The 20,347-nt window shown below is 65.4% G+C and carries 19 protein-coding genes and 1 pseudogene; 12 read left to right on the plus strand and 8 right to left on the minus strand.

What is annotated here, in order from left to right:
* Nucleotides 1–147: 147 nt before the first annotated feature.
* The 7 genes from ACSQ4M_RS04200 to ACSQ4M_RS04230 form a co-directional block, all read right to left on the minus strand.
* A complete protein-coding gene (locus ACSQ4M_RS04200) occupies nucleotides 148–930 on the minus strand; it encodes an SDR family NAD(P)-dependent oxidoreductase (RefSeq protein WP_026062537.1) in 783 nt (260 codons plus the stop codon).
* Nucleotides 931–959: 29 nt separating this feature from the next.
* On the minus strand, nucleotides 960–1,760 hold the full coding sequence (locus tag ACSQ4M_RS04205; protein WP_017405989.1) for an enoyl-CoA hydratase/isomerase family protein: 801 nt from the start codon (nucleotides 1,758–1,760) through the stop codon (nucleotides 960–962).
* Entirely contained in the window at nucleotides 1,757–2,938 is a 1,182-nt protein-coding gene (locus ACSQ4M_RS04210) for a thiolase family protein (RefSeq protein WP_017405988.1), read from the minus strand. The genes ACSQ4M_RS04205 and ACSQ4M_RS04210 overlap by 4 nt, the downstream gene beginning before the upstream one ends.
* 44 nt (nucleotides 2,939–2,982) lie before the next feature.
* Nucleotides 2,983–4,650, minus strand: coding sequence for a long-chain fatty acid--CoA ligase (locus ACSQ4M_RS04215; RefSeq protein WP_017405987.1), 1,668 nt, complete (start codon nucleotides 4,648–4,650; stop codon nucleotides 2,983–2,985).
* An 11-nt stretch (nucleotides 4,651–4,661) separates the two neighbouring features.
* Complete coding sequence (locus ACSQ4M_RS04220; RefSeq protein WP_035884637.1) at nucleotides 4,662–5,714, minus strand: CaiB/BaiF CoA transferase family protein; 1,053 nt, start codon at nucleotides 5,712–5,714, stop codon at nucleotides 4,662–4,664.
* A gap of 11 nt (nucleotides 5,715–5,725) precedes the next feature.
* Nucleotides 5,726–6,871, minus strand: a complete 1,146-nt coding sequence (locus ACSQ4M_RS04225; RefSeq protein WP_016452528.1) for an acyl-CoA dehydrogenase family protein — start codon at nucleotides 6,869–6,871, stop codon at nucleotides 5,726–5,728.
* Nucleotides 6,872–7,018: 147 nt separating this feature from the next.
* Nucleotides 7,019–8,050, minus strand: coding sequence for a helix-turn-helix domain-containing protein (locus tag ACSQ4M_RS04230; RefSeq protein WP_017405984.1), 1,032 nt, complete (start codon nucleotides 8,048–8,050; stop codon nucleotides 7,019–7,021).
* Nucleotides 8,051–8,336: 286 nt separating this feature from the next.
* On the opposite strand from ACSQ4M_RS04230, the gene ACSQ4M_RS04235 reads away from it, so the two are divergent.
* On the plus strand, nucleotides 8,337–9,107 hold the full coding sequence (locus tag ACSQ4M_RS04235) for an SDR family NAD(P)-dependent oxidoreductase (RefSeq protein ID WP_026062536.1): 771 nt from the start codon (nucleotides 8,337–8,339) through the stop codon (nucleotides 9,105–9,107).
* Between the two features lie 22 nt (nucleotides 9,108–9,129).
* Here the strand turns inward: ACSQ4M_RS04235 and ACSQ4M_RS04240 are convergent, their stop codons facing one another.
* Nucleotides 9,130–10,158, minus strand: a complete 1,029-nt coding sequence (locus ACSQ4M_RS04240) for an AraC family transcriptional regulator (protein ID WP_016452525.1) — start codon at nucleotides 10,156–10,158, stop codon at nucleotides 9,130–9,132.
* A 294-nt stretch (nucleotides 10,159–10,452) separates the two neighbouring features.
* On the opposite strand from ACSQ4M_RS04240, the gene ACSQ4M_RS04245 reads away from it, so the two are divergent.
* The 11 genes and pseudogenes from ACSQ4M_RS04245 (at nucleotide 10,453) to ACSQ4M_RS04295 (ending at nucleotide 20,340) form a co-directional block, all read left to right on the plus strand.
* Nucleotides 10,453–11,154, plus strand: coding sequence for a nitroreductase (locus tag ACSQ4M_RS04245; RefSeq protein WP_016452524.1), 702 nt, complete (start codon nucleotides 10,453–10,455; stop codon nucleotides 11,152–11,154).
* 157 nt (nucleotides 11,155–11,311) lie between these two features.
* Nucleotides 11,312–13,093 carry an acyl-CoA dehydrogenase gene (locus tag ACSQ4M_RS04250; RefSeq protein ID WP_016452523.1) on the plus strand — a complete coding sequence of 594 codons (1,782 nt, stop codon included), beginning with the start codon at nucleotides 11,312–11,314 and terminating at the stop codon, nucleotides 13,091–13,093.
* A 24-nt stretch (nucleotides 13,094–13,117) separates the two neighbouring features.
* On the plus strand, nucleotides 13,118–13,867 hold the full coding sequence (locus ACSQ4M_RS04255; protein WP_035884627.1) for an electron transfer flavoprotein subunit beta/FixA family protein: 750 nt from the start codon (nucleotides 13,118–13,120) through the stop codon (nucleotides 13,865–13,867).
* Between the two features lies 1 nt (nucleotide 13,868).
* Nucleotides 13,869–14,813 (plus strand): electron transfer flavoprotein subunit alpha/FixB family protein, encoded by a 945-nt coding sequence (locus ACSQ4M_RS04260; RefSeq protein ID WP_026382503.1) that lies wholly within the window; start codon nucleotides 13,869–13,871, stop codon nucleotides 14,811–14,813.
* Nucleotides 14,814–14,830: 17 nt separating this feature from the next.
* Nucleotides 14,831–15,745: a LysR family transcriptional regulator gene (locus tag ACSQ4M_RS04265; protein WP_016452520.1), complete on the plus strand. Its 915-nt coding sequence runs from the start codon at nucleotides 14,831–14,833 to the stop codon at nucleotides 15,743–15,745.
* 25 nt (nucleotides 15,746–15,770) lie between these two features.
* A complete protein-coding gene (locus tag ACSQ4M_RS04270) occupies nucleotides 15,771–15,998 on the plus strand; it encodes an EexN family lipoprotein (RefSeq protein WP_016452519.1) in 228 nt (75 codons plus the stop codon).
* 217 nt (nucleotides 15,999–16,215) lie between these two features.
* Nucleotides 16,216–18,213, plus strand: coding sequence for a conjugal transfer protein TraG (locus tag ACSQ4M_RS04275; RefSeq protein ID WP_035884626.1), 1,998 nt, complete (start codon nucleotides 16,216–16,218; stop codon nucleotides 18,211–18,213).
* Nucleotides 18,210–18,656, plus strand: a complete 447-nt coding sequence (locus ACSQ4M_RS04280; protein WP_017407929.1) for a CopG family transcriptional regulator — start codon at nucleotides 18,210–18,212, stop codon at nucleotides 18,654–18,656. The genes ACSQ4M_RS04275 and ACSQ4M_RS04280 overlap by 4 nt, the downstream gene beginning before the upstream one ends.
* Nucleotides 18,653–19,691: pseudogene (trbB, locus tag ACSQ4M_RS04285) on the plus strand (P-type conjugative transfer ATPase TrbB). Before ACSQ4M_RS04280 ends, trbB begins: the two are co-directional and overlap by 4 nt.
* Entirely contained in the window at nucleotides 19,688–20,071 is a 384-nt protein-coding gene (locus ACSQ4M_RS04290) for a TrbC/VirB2 family protein (protein ID WP_035884625.1), read from the plus strand. The pseudogene trbB and the gene ACSQ4M_RS04290 overlap by 4 nt, the downstream one beginning before the upstream one ends.
* Entirely contained in the window at nucleotides 20,068–20,340 is a 273-nt protein-coding gene (locus ACSQ4M_RS04295) for a VirB3 family type IV secretion system protein (RefSeq protein ID WP_017407881.1), read from the plus strand. The genes ACSQ4M_RS04290 and ACSQ4M_RS04295 overlap by 4 nt, the downstream gene beginning before the upstream one ends.
* The last annotated feature ends 7 nt before the right edge of the window (nucleotides 20,341–20,347 follow it).

Here is a 20,347-nt window from a genome sequence, read left to right on the forward strand (position 1 = left end):
GGCGAATGACGCTCCTGCCGAGCTGCGGATCGACATCACGCCATGACTTGCAGGCACCCGTGGCCGACCCCCTGACATTCCAGGCTCCCGTTGCGTGGCTTTCTCGGGTTGACGACATCATGCGCAGCTCTTCGAGGGTTCAAGGCGTCAGCGCGGCGCCATGCGGAGGGCCCCATCCACGCGGATGGACTCAGCGTTCATGTAGCCGCAAGTGACCAGAAACTCGACGGCCTGCGCGAATTCATCGGGGTCGCCCAAACGCTTGGGAAAGGGCACGCTGGCCGCCAGCGCCTGCTTGACGTTGTCCGGCAGGGCCAGCAGCAAGGGGGTGCCGAAGATCCCCGGCAGGATGGTGTTGACGCGAACGCCTTCGTCCATCAGGTCGCGTGCGATCGGCAAGGTCATGCCCATGACGGCGGCCTTGCTGGCGGCATAGCTGGCCTGGCCGACCTGGCCGTCCACCGCAGCGGCCGAAGCGGTGTTGACCACGACGCCGCGGTCGCCGTCGGCCAGCGGTTCCAGCGCCAGCATGCCCGCCGTCGATTTGGCAATGCAGCGGAACGTGCCCACCAGGTTGATCTGCACGATGCGGTTGAAGCGATCCACCGCACTCGGGCGGATCTCGCCCGTTTTCCGGTCGCGACTGACGGTCTTGACGGCGTCGGCCGTGCCGGCGCAGTTGACCAGAATGCGTTCCTGCCCGATCGCGGCACGGGCTTTGGCGAAGGCCGCGTCCACCTGCTCCTCGGACGTCACGTCCACGTTGCAGTAAACACCGCCAAGCTCGCTGGCCAACGCCTGGCCGACGGCTTCGTTCATGTCGAAGATGGCGACCTTGACGCCATGGCTGGCCAAACGCCGGGCCGTGGCGGCCCCCAGGCCGGAAGCCCCCCCGGTGATGACGGCAGAAATGTCGGAATTGAGTTGCATGGTTTTTCCTTGAAGATGACAGACAGGCGTTATTGGCCGGTGAATTTGGGGGTGCGCTTGCCCAGGAATGCCGCTTGCCCTTCGAGGTTGTCGGCCGAACGCAAAGCGACAACGAAATTGCGCTTCTCATGCTCCAGGCCCTGCGCGAGCGGGGTTTCAAAGCTGGCCAGGGCCGCATCTTTCGCCAGCGCCACGGCCAGCGGCGAATTGGCCGCAATCCGGCAGGCCATCGCCAGCGCCGTCGGCAGGGCCTGGCCATCAGCCGTCACTTCGGCGACGATGCCAACGTCGCATGCCTTGCGGGCGTCCATGAAATCGCCGGTCAGCAGCAGCGCCATGGCCTTGGACTTGCCGATGGCGTGAACCAGGCGCTGGGTGCCGCCGGCACCGGGAATGGCGCCCAGCTTGACTTCCGGCACGCCGAACTTGGCGGACTCGCCAGCAATCACGATGTCGCAGGCCAGCGCCAGTTCCATGCCGCCGCCCAGCGCGACCTTTTCCACCGCCGCGATGACGGGCTTGGGGAAGCGCCCCAGCGCCGCAAAAAAGTCCCAGCCCGTTGCCGAGCGGTCGCCCAGCAGCGGCGCGGCACGCAGCACTTCAAAGGCCGTGATGTCGGCGCCCGCGCAAAACACGTCCTCGGCGCCGGTGATGATGACGGCTCGCACGGCATCGTCGTCGCGCAGTTGCGCAAGCTGCGCGCGCAGGCCATCGAATACCGCGCGGTTCAGGCTGTTCTTCGCACGCGGGCGGTTGATGGTCAGGGTGACGACGGCGCCGTCACGGCTCACGAGCACTTCACTGGCTTCGCTCATGGTGGCCCCGCTCATGCAAGCCGCTCGATGATGGTGGTGTTGGCCGTGCCCGAAGCCTCGCAGATGGTCTGCAGGCCATAGCGGCCGCCCCGGCGCTCCAGTTCATACAGCAGGTCGGTGAGCATGCGCGCGCCGGTGGAGCCCAGCGGATGGCCGATGGCCATCGAGCCGCCATTGACGTTGAGGCGGTCGTCCGGGATGCCGAACTCCTGCTGGAACATCAGCGGTACGCCGCCGAAAGCCTCGTTGACCTCGAACAGGTCGATGTCGTTGATGGTCAGGCCCGATTCCTTCAGTGCCTTGCGGGTGGAGTCGAGCACGGCGGTGAACTGGATCACCGGGTCGGCGGCGGCCACTGCCGTGCTGACGAAGCGCGCACGCGGCTTCAGGCCATGCTTCTTGGCATAGGCGCGGCTGGCGATCAGCAGCGCGGCGGCACCATCGCTGACCTGCGACGAGTTGCCGGCGGTGGTGGTGCCGTTGGCGGCAAACACGGCTTTCAGCGTGGCCATCTTTTCGGGGTCGGGGTTGGCGCGCACGCCCTCGTCGGCGGCGACGACCGGACTGTTCGGGTCGGCCGGGTCCTCGGTCAGATGCACCAGTTGGTCCTTGATGCGACCGGCCTGAATCGCCTCGGTGGCGCGCTTATGGCTCCGCACTGCGGAGGCATCCAGGGTTTCACGCGTGAGGCCGAAGCGCGTGTTCAGCAACTCCGACGAAACGCCTTGCGGTATCAGCGGGTTGTCCTGGTAGCGCGCCAGTTCGCGCGGGCTGTATTGCGAACCGAGCGGCGCGCCGGGCTTGAACGACGGCGGCAGTGGCGCCTGCGACATCGACTCCACCCCCCCGCCGATGGCCAACTGGTAGGCACCCGCCTGGATGCCATGCACGGCAAAACTCACCGCCTGCTGGCCCGAGCCGCATTGCCGATCGACCGTCACCGCCGGCACGGATTCGGGCAGCCCCGCCGCCAATACGGCATGTCGGCCCAGGTTGCCGTGCTGCTGGTCCCACTGCAGCACGCAGCCGATGATCACGTCGTCCAGATCGGCGGGGTTGACGCCGGACCGCTCGACCAACTGGCGCAGCGTCTCGGCCATCAGATCGACGGGATGCCACTTGTGCAGGCGCCCGCCGCGCTTGCCCACGGGGGTGCGCAGCGCACCGACGATAACGGGTTCATGGTCATTCATCTGGTTCTCCTGTGTAAGAAACTGGGTGTCACGCAAAGTGGCGTTCAGGCGGCGTAGCGCTCTGCCTGCTCGACGCGGATGCGCTTCTTGTCGATCTTGCCGACGCTGGTCTTGGGGATGGTCTCGACGAACAGGATCTGATCCGGCAACTGCCACTTTGCGAAGGCGCTGGTCAGGTGTTCCTGCAATTGCTCCTGGGTCGCCTGCTGGCCGGGCCTCAGCACCACCAGGGCCAGCGGCCGCTCCTGCCACTTCGGATGCGGAACCCCGACCACCGCGGCGTCGCGCACGGCCGGGTGGCCCATGAGCAGGTTTTCCATGTCGATGGAAGAGATCCATTCGCCACCGCTCTTGATCACGTCCTTGATGCGGTCGGTAACCTTGAGGTAGCCGTTCTCGTCCACCGTGCCGACATCGCCCGAGCGCCACCAGCCGCCCTCCAGGAAGCGATCGCCCGAATCGGGCATGTCGTGGTAACTGGTCGTGATCCAGGGGCCGCGCAGGCAAATCTCGCCGGCCGACTGGCCGTCGTGCGGCAGATCCTGGTCGTTGGCATCGAGGATGCGGATGTCCACGCCGGTCAGGACCAGGCCCTGCTTGCGCTTGAGATTCCACCGCTCGTCCTGAGTCAAGCGCTTCCTCAACGTGGGCTTGAGGCGGTTGACGGTCACCAGCGTCGTGGCTTCGGTGGCGCCGTAGCCGTGCACCACCTCGGCACCCGTGAGTTCGTGGAAGCCGATCATCATCGACAGCGGCGGCTCGCTCGCGCCGGACAGCATGCGCATGCGGCTGAAGTCCGGCTTGACCGGCAGCGTCTCGATGTACTGCAGCATCGGTTGGAAGATGGCCGGTGCGCCGTTGGTGATGGTCACGCCCTCGGCAATCATGGTGTCGACCAGCGGCTTGGTGTCCTCGGCAGCGTAGCGTCCCGGCAGCACGATCTTGTCGGCCAGCAGCGTGGCGGCCTGTGGTAAGCCCCAGCACTGCCCGTGGAACATGGGCGTGATGAGCATGACGCAGTCGTCCAGCGTCATGCCCATGTTGGTGGCCATGCCCGTGGAGTGCAGGTAGATGCCGCGGTGCGAGTAGTACACGCCCTTGGGTTTGCCCGTGGTGCCGGTGGTGTAGCAGGCGCTGTAAGCCGAGGTTTCGTCGATCTCGGGCCAGTCGATCTTGGCATCAGCAGCGGCCAGCAGGTCTTCGTAGTGCAGCAGCGGTTTCAGCGTGGTCTTGATCTGGTCCAGCGGCTTGTCGGTCATCACGATCCAGCCCTTGATCTGGGGCGAGTTCGCTGCGACGGATTCGGCGATCGGCAGCAAGGACTCGTCCACGCAAACGTAAGACACCTTGCTGTGGCCGACCACGTAGCCCAGGTCCTCGGCGCCCAGGCGCAGATTCATCTGCAGCATGACCGCGCCCAGGCCGGGGATGGACCAGTACAGCTCGAAGTGGCGCCGGCTGTTCCAGTCCAGCACACCGACGCGGTCGCCCGGCTCGACACCGAGCGCGCGCAGCGCATTGGCGCTGCGGCAGACGCGCGCGTAGCAGTCGGCATAGGTGTAGCGATCCCAGCCGCCATCGGGTGTGCGGTAGACGATCTCCTGGTCCCCGTGGGTGCGCGCGGCGTGCCGGATCAGCGTCGTGGTGTTGAGCTGGCGTTCGTTGCCCGTGGTGGACGGGCAGCCGCGGATGGGCTGGGTGGTGCTGGTCATTTTCTGGTCTCCTAAGTAATTGCGTTGAGTGCCTGGAACCGTGGGGCCGGGGCCGCCTCGATGGCGCCGGAGGGGGTGGTCTGGTAGATACCCCGTGCCGCGTTGTGCGGATGCCGCGCCGCCTCGGCCAGGCTGAGCACGGGCGCGAAGCAGGCGTCGCTGCCTTCGAGCAACGCGCACCAGTGCGCCCTGGGTTGGCTGCGGATGAGGGCCGCAATGCGCTCCTTCAGCGCTGGCCACGTCGTCGTGTCGTACTGGTCGGCAGGGTTCACGTCCGTCAGGCCCAGCTTCGACAGCAGCAGTGCGTGGAACGCGGGCTCCACCACCGCGAGGCTGATGAAGCCGCCGTCGGCACAGGCGTACACGTCATAGAACGGCGAATCGTGAAACGGGCTCGGCTTCGTGCCGTCGATCTGCCCATTGGCGCGAATCCAATGCACCAGCGTGCCCATCATGGCCACGATGTCGATGATGGCGGCATCCACGACCCGGCCGCGGCCACTGCCCCTACCGTTACCGCGCGCATCGACCAGCGCGCAGGCGACACCGAAGGCCATGCCCAGCGCCCCGGCCGCGTCCCCGAGCACCGAGGGCGGCACGATGGGCATCTGCCCCTTGCGGGCCGACAGCGACAGCAGGCCCGTCAGCGCCACGTAGTTCAGGTCGTGGCCAGCGGCCCGGGAGAGCGGGCCGTCCTGGCCCCAGCCCGTCATCCGGCCATAGACCAGCTTGGGGTTGCGCGCCGCGCATTCGGCGGGGCCGAACCCCAGCCGTTCCATCACGCCGGGGCGAAAGCCTTCGATCAGAACGTCGGACTGGCCGATCAGATCCAGGGCGCGCGCCTTGCCGCCGGGCGACTTCAGGTCGGTGATCTCGACCGTCTTGCCCCGGTGCAGCGGGTTGGCCGCCGCCCCGCCCAGCGGCTGCGCCCCGGCGGCCTGCTCGGCCCGTGTCAGCGCAATCACCTCGGCACCCATGTCGGCCAGCATCATGGCGGCCAGCGGGCCCGGCCCGATCCCTTCGAACTCCACCACACGGACGCCGTGCAGTGGCTTTTGCAGCATGTGCGAGGCGTTCACAGCTTCCTCGCAATCAGTTCTTTCATGACCTCGTTCGCGCCGCCGTAGATCTTCTGCACGCGCGAGGTGGTGTACATGCGCGCGATCGGGTATTCGTACATGTAGCCGTAGCCGCCGAACATCTGCAGGCACTCGTCCACCACGCGGCACTGCTGCTCGCTGCACCACCACTTGGCCATGTACGCGGCTTCGGCGTCGAGCTTTCCGTCCAGCAGCCGCTGGATGCAGTCGTTGACGAAGGTGCGCACCACGTGAGCGGTGGTGGCGATCTCGGCCAGCTTGTGGCGCGTGGTCTGCATCTCGAACAGCGGTGCGCCGAAAATCTTGCGCTCCTTCGTGTATTCGACGGTGAGTTCCAGGGCCCGGTCGATGATGGCCGCCGCAGGCACGGCGATGGTCATGCGTTCGTAGGGCAACTGGCCCATCAACTGCTTGAAACCAAGCCCTTCGACGCCCCCCAGGACTTGATCGACCGGCACGCGCACCCCGTCGAAGAAGAGTTCGGCGGTGTCCGACGCATGCAGGCCGATCTTGTCGAGCAGGCGGCCCACGCGGAACCCTGGCAGGTTCTCGGTCTCCACCACGATCAGCGAAAGGCCTCGGCTGCCCGCCTCGCCGGTGCGTGCGACCACAATCAGCAGATTGCAGGTGTAGCCGTTGGTGATGAAGGTCTTGGCACCGTCGATCACGTAGTGGTCGCCATCACGGCGCGCGCGGGTGGCGATGGCCTTGAGGTCCGTCCCGCAGCCGGGTTCGGTCATCGCAATGCCGAGCAGCATCTCGCCGCTGCTCAGCTTGGGCAGCCAGCGCTGCTTCTGCTCCTCGGTGCCGTAGTCCATGATGTAGTGCGCAGCGATGCTGTTCACCTGGACGTTGTTGGGCATTTCCGCTCTGGTCAACTCATCCTGTACCACCAGCTGGTAGGCAATGCTGGCCCCGGTGCCGCCGTAGGCTTCGGGCATTTCGGGCAGCATGAACCCCATCTCGCCGAAGGGCCGCCAGGTCTCGCGCGGGACGTAGCCCTGTTCGCGCCAAGCGGGCAGGTGCGGAGCCATCTCGGCGGCGATGTAGCGGCGCACCTGGTCGCGAAAGGTCTCGATGTCGCTGTCCATCCAGGGTTGACGGTGCAATTGCGGCAGCATGGGAGCGCTCCTCAGAAGGTTTGTACGATGAAGGTTTGAAAACTTGGCCAGCGATGCGGCCCCGGGTCATGCCCGCATACCCACAACGGGGCGGGCGAAGCGTCGAATCTCTGCGTTCTCAGTCTGTCCAGGGCATATGGTCGGCATTCAGCCCGTGCGCGTCTTGCCCGCCAGTGCATGGCAAGTTGACTTTGCGTGTGCAAGGGAAAGCCCGGCTGACTCGACCGGGCCGATGGCGGAGCCGTGAGCAGTCATGCCGCGTGCATCGCTGGGCGACACTCCAAAGCGTTGTTTGAATGCGCGGCAGAAATGGCTGGTGGAGTTGAAGCCCCAGTGAAAGGCGATCGCCGAGACCTGCAGATGCCGGCAGACCGGGTCAACGAGTGTCCGCCAGCACGCTTGCAATCGGCTTTCCAGGATGTGGCCGACCACCGTGGTATCGCCCTGCGCAAACAGCGCATGAAGGTAACGCAGTGAAATACCGTGCGCCGCGGCGATGCGTGCCGGACTCAGGTCATCCTCTTGAAAATGCTGGGCGATGTAGGCAAGTACTCGTTCGCGCAACGCGGCCATGGCCGTGAATCGAGTGGCGCTCTCCGGCTCTGGCAGCGCAATGTCCAGAAGCCCGATCACCGTGCGGCAAAGGGCGACGTGGGCGGAGGGCGGCACGGCGCCGATCTCCTTTGCCAACCCCATCAGGTGTTGGCTGAGCAGTGAGCCCACGCCTGTGTGACTGTCAATGCGGCAGGCTGCGGGCGGCTGCTTGCGGCCCGGTAGATGCTCGCGCATGAGCTGCCAGGGAATCATCAACGACACGCTGTGGGTTCGTTCCAGCACCTCATAGTCTTGCCGCTGATCGGTACGCCAGAGGAACATGTCGCCCTCGCAGATTGGCGTGTCCCACTGCTGCAACTGTACTCGGCCGCTCAGGTTCAGCTGCAGCCCCAGGCAGAACTCATCGTCGAATGACGAATGTCCAGGAGGAGACTGCTCGACGCAAGCACCGGTCACGGTGCATACCAAGGAGGCTCCGGCGAGTTCGTGTCGCCGCAACTTCGCCTGGAATGCAGCAGGCTTCGCCGGGGAGGAAAGACTCCAGCGCTGGAAGGAGTCCTTGAGGATCGCTTCCGTCGCATCTATCCTGCCCTCGATGGGCGCATGGTCGATGGACCATTCCATGGGTGACTGTTGCAGCACTTGTCGTCTCCTGAATCTGCCCCCAGACGCCGCAGCCCATCGGGACCGGAGCGTCGACACCGTGGCGTGCTTTCGTGCGGCGCTCAGGGTACCCAAGGCATACAGGCAATCGTAGGCAGCGGTGCTTGGCGCGGCAATGACGGATGGTCTCGATCAACTGACAAGGCACCTCTTTCGACGGATGGGGGAGCGAGGCAACCCCGCAGCCGAGCGGCCCTGCGCTAACCTCCCGGCATCGACGGCGAACTGAAGATGCAAGGAGACGATGATGGATCTGGGTGCAATGCTGGCAGGCAAGCGGGTGCTGGTCACGGGGGCCTCGTCGGGCCTGGGCGAGAACTTCGCTCGGCTGGCTGCTGGTTGCAAGGCCAAGGTAGTGATTGGGGCGCGGCGCAAGGCGCGGCTCGACAAACTCGCCCAGGAACTCGAAAAGCTCGGTTCGCCTCAGGTCACGGTGCTGGAAATGGATGTGGCTTCCGAGCAGTCCATCGACGACGCCTTCGCCGAGATAGACGCCTCGGGCACCATCCTCGACGTGGTGGTTAACAACGCCGGGGCTTCCAACGACGCCTTGTCGCTCACGCTGCCTGCGTCCGACTTCGACTCGCTGATGGAGACCAACGTGCGCGGCGTGTGGCTGGTGGCCGCGCGTGCCGCGCAGCGCTGGGTGGATGCGGGGCGGGGAGGCTCAGTCATCAACATCGCATCGATCCTGGGCGAACGCGTGATGCCGGGCGCCATGCTGTATGCCACGTCCAAGGCTGCAGTCGTGCACATGACCAAGAGCCTGGCGCTCGAATGGGCGCGCCACGGCATTCGCGTCAATGCCATCGAGCCGGGCTACATCGACACCGAGATGACCGATGCCATGTGGGATACCGACCATGGCAAGGCGCTTATCAAGCGCATCCCGATGCGCCGCCTGGGTAAGCCGGAGGAGCTCAACGGTCTGTTCCTGCTGTTCGCGACCGAGGCCGGGTCGTGGATGACCGGCGCCTGCGTGCCAGTGGATGGCGGGCATCTGTGCTCGTCGCTTTGAGTGCGACCGCGTCGAAGCAGCGCTACGTTTTTTGGGTGCGCGAACGATAGACGCCTGGCGTGCTGCCGGTCCATGACTTGAAGGCCCGCTGGAAGGCGGTGCCGTCGGCGAACCCCAACTCGGCGGCGATGGCGCTCAGCGCGGCATCGGTGCTGGTCAACCGAACGATCGCCATGTCGCGCCGTAACTCGTCCTTCAGCACCTGAAAGGACTTGCCCTCCACGGCCAGATGCCGCTGCAGTGCGCTGACCGACATGTGCAAGCGCTGCGCGGCGACAGTCAGATCGGGCCACTCCGGGCACGCTTGCTGCAATAGCGCGCGCACCCGCGCGCTGGCTGTCCGCTCGATTAGACGCGGGCCGATCAGGTTGCCCGGTGTGGCACGCAAAAAGGTCTGGAGCGCGGCGGTGTCACGGCGCATCGGCTGCGTGAATGCGGATGCCTCGAACCAGACCGCCGACCGCGCCTGCCCGAACCGCAACGTGCCCGAGAAGATTTGGGCATAGTCTGCGGCACGCGGCGGTGGCTCGAAGGCAAAATCGAGCCCTCTGGGCACCAGTCGGCCGCCGTGCAGCCATACCAGCAGACGCCAGAAAACGCGCAACAGCAGCCCGTGCAGGAAGTCTGAATGTTTGCCCAGGGCGTGGCGCACGTCCAGAGCAGCACCCTTGAGCAAGCCATCAGAGACGGGCACAAGCGCCACGTCGTCCTGCAGCAGGGCGAAGGATGCACTCACGCGCTGCAAGGCGGCTGCCAGCGTCTTGGCCCCGAGCGTAGAGCGAGCCATCAGCGCAAAGCTGCCGCAGCGCAACGGCCGACCGTGTAGATGGCCTAGGCATTCGTCGTCCAAGCTGTTCTTCACGGCACTGAAGAGTGCGATGTATTGCTCTATGGTCACACGCGACTGCTCCAGATGCAGCAGCGACTCGGCGATGCGGGCCTGCGCCAGAACGCCATCCAGCCAGGACTCGGTGGCCAGTCCTTTGCTGCGCGCGCCGTCGAGCAGGCCATGCACGGCAAAAACAGGAACAGTGACGACGGGTTTCAACATGGTCAAAGGGAGCAACGATAGCTGGCGCTGAATCCGAAATTACACCAAGAAAACGGCCCGCTAACGATGTAGCGTCCGGCTGCGGTCAACCGGATTTTGCCTTGTGCATACAAAGTCAACTCGCCATGCACTGGCGGGCAAGACGCGTATGTGCCGAGTGCCCAGAATACCGCTTGGTAGCACACCCAGGGACGACCCGTGGACGTTCGGCATCGATGCATTCGCATGAATGCTTCTTCGGCAACGGCATGTCGGTGTGCTCACCCGAATAGCCCAGCAACCAGGAGAGAGTGAATGTCTGTCTGCGCCGTGCCTTTGCGCAACATGCTGATTGATGCGGTGATGCGCGAACGTCGTTCCGTGCGCGCCTTTCTGCCGACCCCGGTGTCGCAAGAAGCGGTGGCCCAGATTCTGTCGGTGGCAGCCAGCGCGCCCAGTGGCACCAACACCCAGCCGTGGCATGTCATTGCCGTGGCGGGCGAGGCGAGGAAGCGCCTATGCGACCGTGTATTGCACGCCTTTCACCATGAAGAGGGAGAGCACCAGTCCGAATACGACATCTACCCGGCCGAGTTCTTCGAGCCCTACCTGACCAGGCGGCGTCGGTGCGGTTTCGCTCTTTATGCCGCAGTCGGAATCTCCAAGGGAGATACGGATGCCATGCGCGCTCAACATGCACGCAACTTTGCCTTCTTCGATGCGCCGGTCGGTTTGATCTTCACCTTGGACCGGCGCATGGTGCAGAGCAGTTGGGTGGACTACGGGATGTTCTTACAGAACATCATGCTGGCGGCCCGCGCACGAGGCCTGGATACCTGTTCGCAGATGGCGTGGACCCTTTACCCGCGCCTTCTGGCTGAAGCCCTGCAAATCCCGGACGGGCAGATGGTCCTGTGCGGCATGGCACTGGGCTATGCCGACCCGGCGGCCGTGGTGAACCGCGTGCGCACCGAGCGTGAGCCGGTCGAGAACTTCACACGCTTCAGCGGCTTCTAGAAATCTTGTCATACCAACTAATCGCGTCGTAAGCCGCCTGAGAAATTCAGCCGCCCTGAAGCGGTTGATCGACCGGGCCTTGTCCTGGTGGGTAGGGTCATGCATGGATGTATGCCCTATGGGGCAGACGGGTTGAACCCACAAAGAGGAGTAAGCAATGTCTACCTACGCCGCGCCCTTGCGCGACATGCTGTTCACGATGAAGGAAGTCGGAGGCCTGGATGCGATCTGTGCCCAGCCGGGCCATGAAGAAACCACGCCCGACCTGGTCGAGGCCATCCTGCAGGAGGCTGCCCACTACGCCACCGGCGTGCTTGATCCGCTGAACCGCACCGGCGACGTGCAGGGCGCGCGCTGGCACGACGGCCAGGTCACGCCAGCCGATGGCTTTCGCGAAGCCTGGGCCAGCTTCTGCGAGAACGGCTGGAACGGCATGCCCGCTGCCACCGAATGGGGCGGCCAGGGCCTGCCCACGCTGGTGTCCACAGCCGTGCTGGAGATGTGGAAGTCGTCCAACCTCGCGTTCAGCCTGTGCCAGATGCTCACGCTGGGCGCGGTGGAAGCCATTGCGCACCATGGCAGCGACGCACTCAAGCGCCGCTTCCTGGAGCCCATGGTCGCGGGCCGCTGGACCGGCACCATGAACCTCACCGAGCCCCAAGCAGGCTCCGACTTGGCCGCGCTGCGCAGTCGCGCCGTGCCCGAAGGCGACCATTACCGCGTCAGCGGAAACAAGATCTTCATCACCTGGGGCGAGCACGACATGGCCGAGAACATCGTCCACCTCGTGCTGGCGCGCCTGCCCGATGCACCGCCCGGCGTGAAAGGCATCTCGCTGTTCCTGTGCCCGAAGTACCTGGTCAACGACGACGGCTCCCTGGGCGAACGCAACGACCTGGCCTGCACCTCCATCGAGCACAAGATGGGCATCCACGGCAGCCCCACGGCGTCGATGAGCTTTGGCGACTGCGGGGGCGCGATCGGCTACCTGGTCGGCGAGCCGAACCAGGGGCTGGCCTGCATGTTCACGATGATGAACCATGCGCGGCTGAACGTCGGCCTTGAAGGCGTGGGCATCGCCGAGCGCGCCTACCAGCGCGCACGCGCCTACGCGCTGGAGCGGGTGCAGGGCAAGCCACTGCTCAGCGGCAGCACCACCATCGCCGGCCACCCGGACGTGCGGCGCATGCTGATGGACATGAAGGCCCGCACCGAGGCCATGCGCGCATTGGCCTATTTCTGCGCCGGCCAGATGGACCGCGCCGCAGGCCACGCCGACGCGCAAGAGCGCGAGCAGGCGCTGGCCCTGGTCGGCCTGCTGATCCCGGTGGTCAAGGGCTGGTGCACCGACAGCGCACAGGGCATCACGTCCGATGGTGTGCAGGTGCATGGCGGCATGGGTTACGTCGAGGAAACCGGCGCCTCACAGCACTTGCGCGACGCGCGCATCACGACCATCTACGAAGGCACGACGGGCATCCAGGCCAACGACCTGATTGGCCGCAAGCTGGCGCGCGAGGGCGGGCGCACGCTGAAGGCACTGCTGGGCCGCATCGACGGCGATGCGCGCCGGTTGGCCGAGATGCCCGATGCCGCGCTGGCGCAGATCGGCGGCGTGTTAGCGGCTTCGGCGCGTGCGCTGGGGGACGCGGCCGACTGGCTGCTGGCCCACGACGACCAACCCGCGCAGTGCGCGGCGGGCGCCGTGCCCTTCTTGCGGCTGGCGGGCACGGTGATCGGCGGCTGGCTGTCGGCGCGCATGGCCGAAGCCGCCACTGCGCAACTCGCGGCGAGATCTGGCGATGCGGGCTTTCTCGGCGCCAAGCGTGCCACGGCCAGCCACTACGCAGCGCATGTCCTAGTGCAGGCGCCGATGTTGCGCGACATCGTCACGGGCGGCGCCGCCAGCACGCTGGCCCTGGCGGATGATCAACTCTGAATGATCCTGAAAGGAAACCCTCCCATGAAAATCCTGGTTCCCGTCAAGCGGGTGGTTGACTACAACGTCAAGGTCCGCGTCCAGAGCGATGGCAGCGGCGTGGACATCGCCAATGTCAAAATGAGCATGAACCCCTTCGACGAGATTGCCGTCGAAGAGGCTGTGCGGCTCAAGGAGAAAGGCGCGGCAACGGAGATCGTCGCCGTCTCGTGCGGCGTGTCCCAATGCCAGGAGACGCTGCGCACCGCCATGGCCATCGGTGCCGACCGCGGCATCCTGGTCGAGACCAATGAAGAACTGCAGCCGCTGGCCGTGGCTAAGCTGCTCAAGGCCCTGATCGACAATGAACAGCCCGGCCTCGTGATCCTGGGCAAGCAGGCCATCGACGACGACTGCAACCAGACCGGCCAGATGCTGGCGGCGCTGGCCGACCTGCCGCAAGCCACCTTCGCCTCCAAGGTCGAGATCGCCGGCGACAAGGCAGCCGTGACCCGCGAAGTGGACGGCGGCCTGGAAACCCTCAGCCTTACGCTGCCCGCCGTCATCACCGCCGACCTGCGCCTGAACGAGCCGCGCTACGTCACGCTGCCCAACATCATGAAGGCCAAGAAAAAGCCGCTGGACACCGTCAAGCCCGAAGACCTCGGCGTGGACGTGGCCCCGCGCCTGAAGACCTTGAAGGTCAGCGAACCCGCCAAGCGCGGCGCCGGCGTGAAGGTGGCCGACGTGGCCGCCCTGGTCGAGAAACTCAAGAACGAAGCGAAGGTGATCTGACATGACCGTACTCGTAATCGCTGAACACGACAACGCGACCATCAAGGGCGCGACGCTCAACACCGTGACGGCCGCCGCAGCCTGCGGCGGCGACGTGCACGTGCTGGTGGCCGGCCACAACGCCGGCGCTGCCGCACAGCAAGCCAGCCAGATCGCCGGCGTTGCCAAGGTCATCCACGCCGACGGCGCCAGCCTGGCCCACGGCCTCGCCGAGAACGTGGCCGCCCAGGTGCTGGCACTCCATGGCAGTGGTGCCGGCAACTACAGCCACATCCTGTTCCCCGCCACCGCCAGCGGCAAGAACGTGGCCCCGCGCGTGGCTGCCAAGCTCGACGTCGCCCAGATCAGCGACATCACCAAGGTCATCTCCGCCGATACCTTCGAGCGCCCCATCTACGCCGGCAACGCCATCGCCACCGTGCAGTCTGCTGATGCCGTGAAGGTCATCACCGTGCGCACCACCGGCTTTGACGCCGCCGCCGCCACGGGTGGCAGCGCCGCTGTCGAAACCGCTGCTGCGGCCGCCGACGCTGGCAAGAGCAGCTACGTGGGCAGCGAGATCGCCAAGAGCGACCGCCCCGAACTCACCGCCGCCAAGATCATCGTGTCTGGTGGCCGTGCGCTGGGCAGCAAGGAAAAGTTCGACGAAGTCATCACCCCCCTGGCCGACAAGCTGGGCGCTGCCATCGGCGCCAGCCGTGCTGCCGTGGATGCGGGCTACGCCCCCAACGACCTGCAAGTGGGCCAGACGGGCAAGATCGTCGCGCCGCAGTTGTACATTGCCGCCGGCATCTCGGGCGCCATCCAGCACCTGGCCGGCATGAAGGACTCCAAGGTGATCGTGGCGATCAACAAGGACCCCGAGGCCCCGATCTTCAGCGTGGCCGACTACGGGCTGGAGGCGGACCTTTTCGCAGTTGTGCCGGAATTCGTCAAGGCCTTTTAAATTGGATGAGATACACCATGGAGCTTCGGCATTTACGTTGCTTTATAGCGGTGGCCGAAGAACTTCACTTCGGCCGCGCAGCGGAAAAGCTGCACATCGATCAGTCCCCTTTGTCGCGCACCATCAAGGAGATAGAGGAAGAGCTCGGGGCGCAACTGTTCACGCGAACCACGCGAAGCACCCGCCTGACCTTTGCCGGAATGGCATTCCTGGAGCGGGTGCCGCGAATCTTCGAAGCTCTGAAACAGGCGTGTGACGGCGTCAAGTCCGCCGCCAGTGGGTTTCAGCGACAGTTGCGCATCGCTTTGTCCGATGGCATCACGCCCTCGCGAATGCCGACGCTGCTGGCACAGTGCCGAGCGGAAGATCCAGAGATTGATGTTCGGCTATTTGAGGTGCCGTTGGATCAACAGATCAAGGGTCTGCACGATGACCTGTATGACGTCGGCTTTTCGATGGCCGAAGAGGTGGGCGACGGCATTGTGGTCAGGCCTGCATGGGAAGACGAACTGATGGTGGCGGTCCCAGCTCGCCATCCTGTTCTGGCCCACAAGCACGTGCCGTTGGAAGAAGTGTTGCGCTATCCGCTGGCGCTATGCGATCCGGCGATATGCGAAGGCCATGCACGCCAAGTTGATCGCGTTTTGCAGCGCTACGAGCAACAGCCACTGATCGCCCAGCGCGTGGCGTCCTATGAGGTGATGATGACCTTGGTCTCAGCCGGATTGGCGCTCGGTTTGGCGGGCGCCGCGCACATTGCATCCGGCCGTGGGCCAGGTGTTGTGGCCCGGCGCTTGGCGGGCAAGCCGCAGATGCTGGCCACGTATCTGCTGCACCGTGACGTGGAGCCCTCCGAAATGCTGGCCCGGTTCATCGAACGAGTGGCCTCCATTGATTCGGCGGATGGCTCCAGCGCCGCCGAGGACTCCTGATCCACCTGCTGAAAGGACCCAAGCCATGACCCGATTCCTGCCGCTGCTGATGGTTGCCGCACTGACGGGCTGTGGACCATCCCAACCGACGGAAACCGTGGACTTCCTCGTTGCCCATCCCGAGCGCCTCAAAGAAGTCCAGCGCCTGTGCAAGGAAGACCGCGCGAAGGCAGGAGAAGAACTCTGCCGCCGTGCGGCCGAAGCCGCCAACCGGCGTTTCTTCGGCGATCGGCCGGAACAGCAATCCAAATAGCGCCCCGCGCCGTCGCCTGGCCGCGACAGAGTTCTTGCTGTTACCTCATCACGCCGCAGCGCGCTCGCGCATGCGGCATTTTTATTGCCTTCGCCACAGCAAGAAGTCTGGCCATTTTGGCCTGAATCCCCGCTATAACGGTCTTTGACCGACCTGCACGCTCGCCTTGATCCTCGGCACTACGGCATGTCCCTGTGCCGTAGCGGGAGGTTGGCCAATGCAAGGAACGAACGTGCTGTTCGGTCAGATTGCCGTTGTCTTCGGCATCGTGATCGCTGGCGTATGGAGCGCCACGCAATGGACAGCAGCGGCGCTGGGCTACCAGCTACGCCTGGGTTCGCCCTGGTTCGATTTCCTCGGCACGCCGGTCTATCACCCCTGGCGCCTGTTCGAGTGGTGGTTCTTCTTCGACGCCTACGCGCCGCATGTATTCGACGTGGGCGGTGCCATTGCCGCAGGCAGCGGCCTGATCGCGGTGGTGGTTGCCATCGGCATGTCGATCTGGCGCTCGCGCCAGTCCAAGCTGGTCACGACCTACGGCACGGCGCGCTGGGCCAACGCGGAGGACATTCACAAGGCGGGCCTTGACCAGCCTGCAGGCGTGTTCCTCGGCCTGCATCGGCAGCAGTACCTGCGGCACGAGGGCCCGGAACATGTCCTGACCTTCGCGCCCACGCGCTCAGGCAAGGGCGTGGGCCTGGTGGTGCCAACGCTTCTTTCTTGGCCAGCGTCTGCCGTCATCCACGACATCAAGGGCGAGAACTGGAGCATCACCGCAGGTTGGCGTTCGCGCTTCTCGCATTGCCTGCTGTTCAATCCGACGGACAGCAAGTCGGCGGCCTACAACCCGCTGCTGGAAGTCCGGCGCGGCGCGCATGAGGTGCGCGACGTGCAGAACATCGCGGACATCCTGGTCGATCCCGATGGCGCGCTGGAGAAGCGCAACCACTGGGAGAAGACTTCGCACGCATTGCTGGTCGGGGCCATTCTGCATGTGCTCTACGCGGGCGAAGACAAGACGCTGCGCGGTGTCGCCAACTTCCTCAGCGACCCGGCTTGTCCCTTTGAGCTGACGCTGCATCGGATGATGACCACATCGCATCTCGGCGATGGCCCGCATCCGGTCGTTTCCTCGGCGGCGCGCGAAGTGCTCAACAAATCGGACAACGAACGCTCGGGCGTGTTGTCCACGGCCATGTCGTTCCTCGGCCTCTACCGCGACCCGACGGTGGCCGAAGTCACCTCGCGCTGCGACTGGCGCATTGCCGACCTGATCGCGGCCGAGCATCCGGGGTCGCTGTACCTGGTGGTGCCGCCTTCGGACATTTCGCGGACGAAGCCGCTGATCCGCCTGATCCTCAACCAGATCGGCCGGCGCCTCACCGAATCACTCGATGGCAGCGACGGCATCGAGCGTCGTCACAAGCTGCTGCTGATGCTCGATGAGTTTCCGGCACTCGGACGCCTCGACTTCTTCGAGACGGCGTTGGCCTTCATGGCTGGCTATGGCATCCGCAGCTTCCTCATCGCGCAGTCGCTCAACCAGATCGACAAAGCCTACGGCCAGAACCATTCGATCCTGGACAACTGCCATGTGCGCGTGACGTTCGCCACCAACGATGAGCGCACCGCCAAACGGATCTCCGAGACGCTCGGCACTGCGACCGAGCTGCGCGCGCAGCGCAACTACGCGGGCCACCGGCTCGCGCCGTGGCTCGGGCACTTGATGGTGTCGCGCCAGGAAACCGCGCGCCCGCTGTTGACGCCGGGCGAAGTCATGCAGCTTCCGCCCGACGAAGCAGTGGTGATGGTGTCCAGCGTGGCGCCGATCAAGGCCAAGAAGCTGCGCTACTACGCGGACAGCAATTTCAAGCGGCGCGTGTTGCCGCCGCCCGCGCTGGCGAGCGAGCGATACGCCGACGCGCCGCCATCGCGTCCCGACGACTGGAGCGGACTGGCGATTCCCGCCGCACCGGCCGCGGCGTCCGCTGATGGCCTGGAGAACTTGGGTTCGACCGACGACGGTGGTCCGCGCCGTCAGCCCGAGCTTTCCGAAACCGTCGCCTACGACCCCGAGCAGGCCGCACCCGTGGCCGACCTTGGCCTGCTCGATGACGACGACATGCCGCTTCCCCTCCCGCGCCGGTTCGATCCGGCCCTGCAACGCACGGCCCGGCTGGCTTCCCTCGACCCTGACGACGGAATCGACCTATGACCCAGCACCGCCTCAATGTGTTCATTCAGCCGGAGCACAGCAAACGGCTCGACGAACTGGCCGCCACCAAAGGCGTATCGAAGTCCAGCATCGTCGCGGCGGCACTCGCATCGTGGCTGTCGCCCGATGCCGCCGACCAGCGGGAGGCGGCCATTGCCAAACGGTTGGATCGGCTGTCGCGCCACGCCGAGCGCATGGAGCGCGACCAGAACATTCAGATCGAGACGCTGGCGCTGTTCATCCGCTACTTCCTCACGGTCAGCACACCCGTGCCCGAAGCACATCAGGACGCCGCTCGCGCCCAGGGCAAGGCCCGCTTCGAGCAGTTCGTGGAGCAGTTGGGCCGCCACCTGCTGCGTGGGCGCAGTCTGGTGCGCGACGTGGTGGAGGAACTGCATCCCGACCCTTCGCGCATGGGTGAAGTGCAGGAGCGTACGTCATGAGTACCACGCCTTCTTCCTTCACCGCCGTTTCGCTAGATCGCCGCATCCAGATGTTGCGCACAGCGATGGGGCCGCTGATCGCCGCTGCGCTCGAAGACCCGGACGTGGTGGAAATCATGCTCAACCCCGACCGGACGCTCTGGGTGGATCGGCTTTCCACGGGCCGCGCGCCGATGGGCGTGGAGCTGTCCGAAGCGGACGGTGAACGCATTATTCGGCTCGTGGCGGCCCATGTCGGTGCCGAGGTGCATCGGGGCCAGCCGCTGTTGACGGCGGAGCTGCCCGAGACGGGCGAACGCTTCGAGGGCATCTTGCCGCCGGCCGCGCCGGGGCCTGCCTTCGCACTGCGCAAGCGCGCCTTTGGCGTGATCCCGCTGTCGCGCTACATCGAGGATGGAATGATGACCGCCGCGCAGGCGGGCTTGCTGGTGCGTGCAGTGCGCGAGCGCAAGAACATTCTGATCGCAGGTGGCACTAGCACCGGCAAGACCACGCTCGCCAATGCCTTGCTTTCCGAGATCGCCGCCACCGGCGACCGCGTGCTGGTGCTCGAAGACACGGTGGAGCTGCAATGCGCGGCCCGCGACCACGTGCCGCTGCGCACACGCGCGGGCGTGGTGTCCATGACCGAGCTGGTGCGCTCGTCCATGCGCCTTCGGCCGGATCGCGTGATCGTCGGCGAAGTGCGCGGCGCCGAGGCGCTGGATCTCATCAAGGTGTGGGGCACCGGCCATCCGGGCGGCATCGCCACGATCCACGCCGGCTCCGCGCTGGGCGCACTGCTGCGCCTGGAGCAACTGATTCTCGAAGTGGCGGTGAACCCGCCCCGTGCGCTGATCGCGGAAGCGGTCAACGTGGTCATCCACATCGCCGGGCGCGGACGCAAGCGCCGCATCGAGAGCATCGCTCGCGTCGTCGGCTTCGATGGCGTTGGGTATCACCTGGCGGACGCGCTGGAGGCTCCATTCCCGGAGTTGCTGCCGCAGTCCGACTTTTCCCCCCCTGTCCCCTGACCACTCTGGAGAACTGCCATGACGCAGATGATCGTTCCTGCTTTCCGTTTTTCCGCGTATCCGCTTCCTCGGCCACCGCGGCTGGATAGCCTGGCTCGCCCGGCCATGCAGGGCTTGATGCTCGCGGCGCTGATGCTGCTGCTTGCGGGCGCGGCTCAGGCCGCCGGTTCGTCGATGCCGTGGGAAGGCCCGCTGCAATCCATCCTGGAGTCGATCCAGGGACCTGTGGCCCGGATCATCGCGGTCATCATCATCATTGCCACGGGCCTGGCGCTGGCCTTCGGCGATACCTCGGGCGGCTTCCGCAAGCTGATCCAGATCGTCTTTGGCCTATCGATCGCGTTCGCGGCTTCGAGCTTCTTCCTGTCGTTCTTCAGCTTCTCCGGTGGGGCCGTCGTATGAACGGCCCGCACGATGGGATGCCTGGCTTCGAGGTGCCGCTGCATCGGTCTTTGACCGAGCCGATTCTGATGGGCGGTGCCCCGCGCACCGTGGCCATCACCAACGGCACCTTGGCCGCTGCCGTGGGCCTGGGCTTGCAGATGTGGATTCCGGGCGTGGTGCTCTGGATCGTCGGCCATGCGCTGGCGGTCTGGGGCGCTCGTGTCGATCCGCAGTTCATGCAGGTCTTCGCCCGCCACATCAAGCACCGGCCGCTGCTGGACGTGTGAGGTGATG

The organism is Pseudorhodoferax sp. LjRoot39 (genome assembly GCF_964253035.1).
Classification (GTDB): domain Bacteria; phylum Pseudomonadota; class Gammaproteobacteria; order Burkholderiales; family Burkholderiaceae_C; genus Pseudorhodoferax.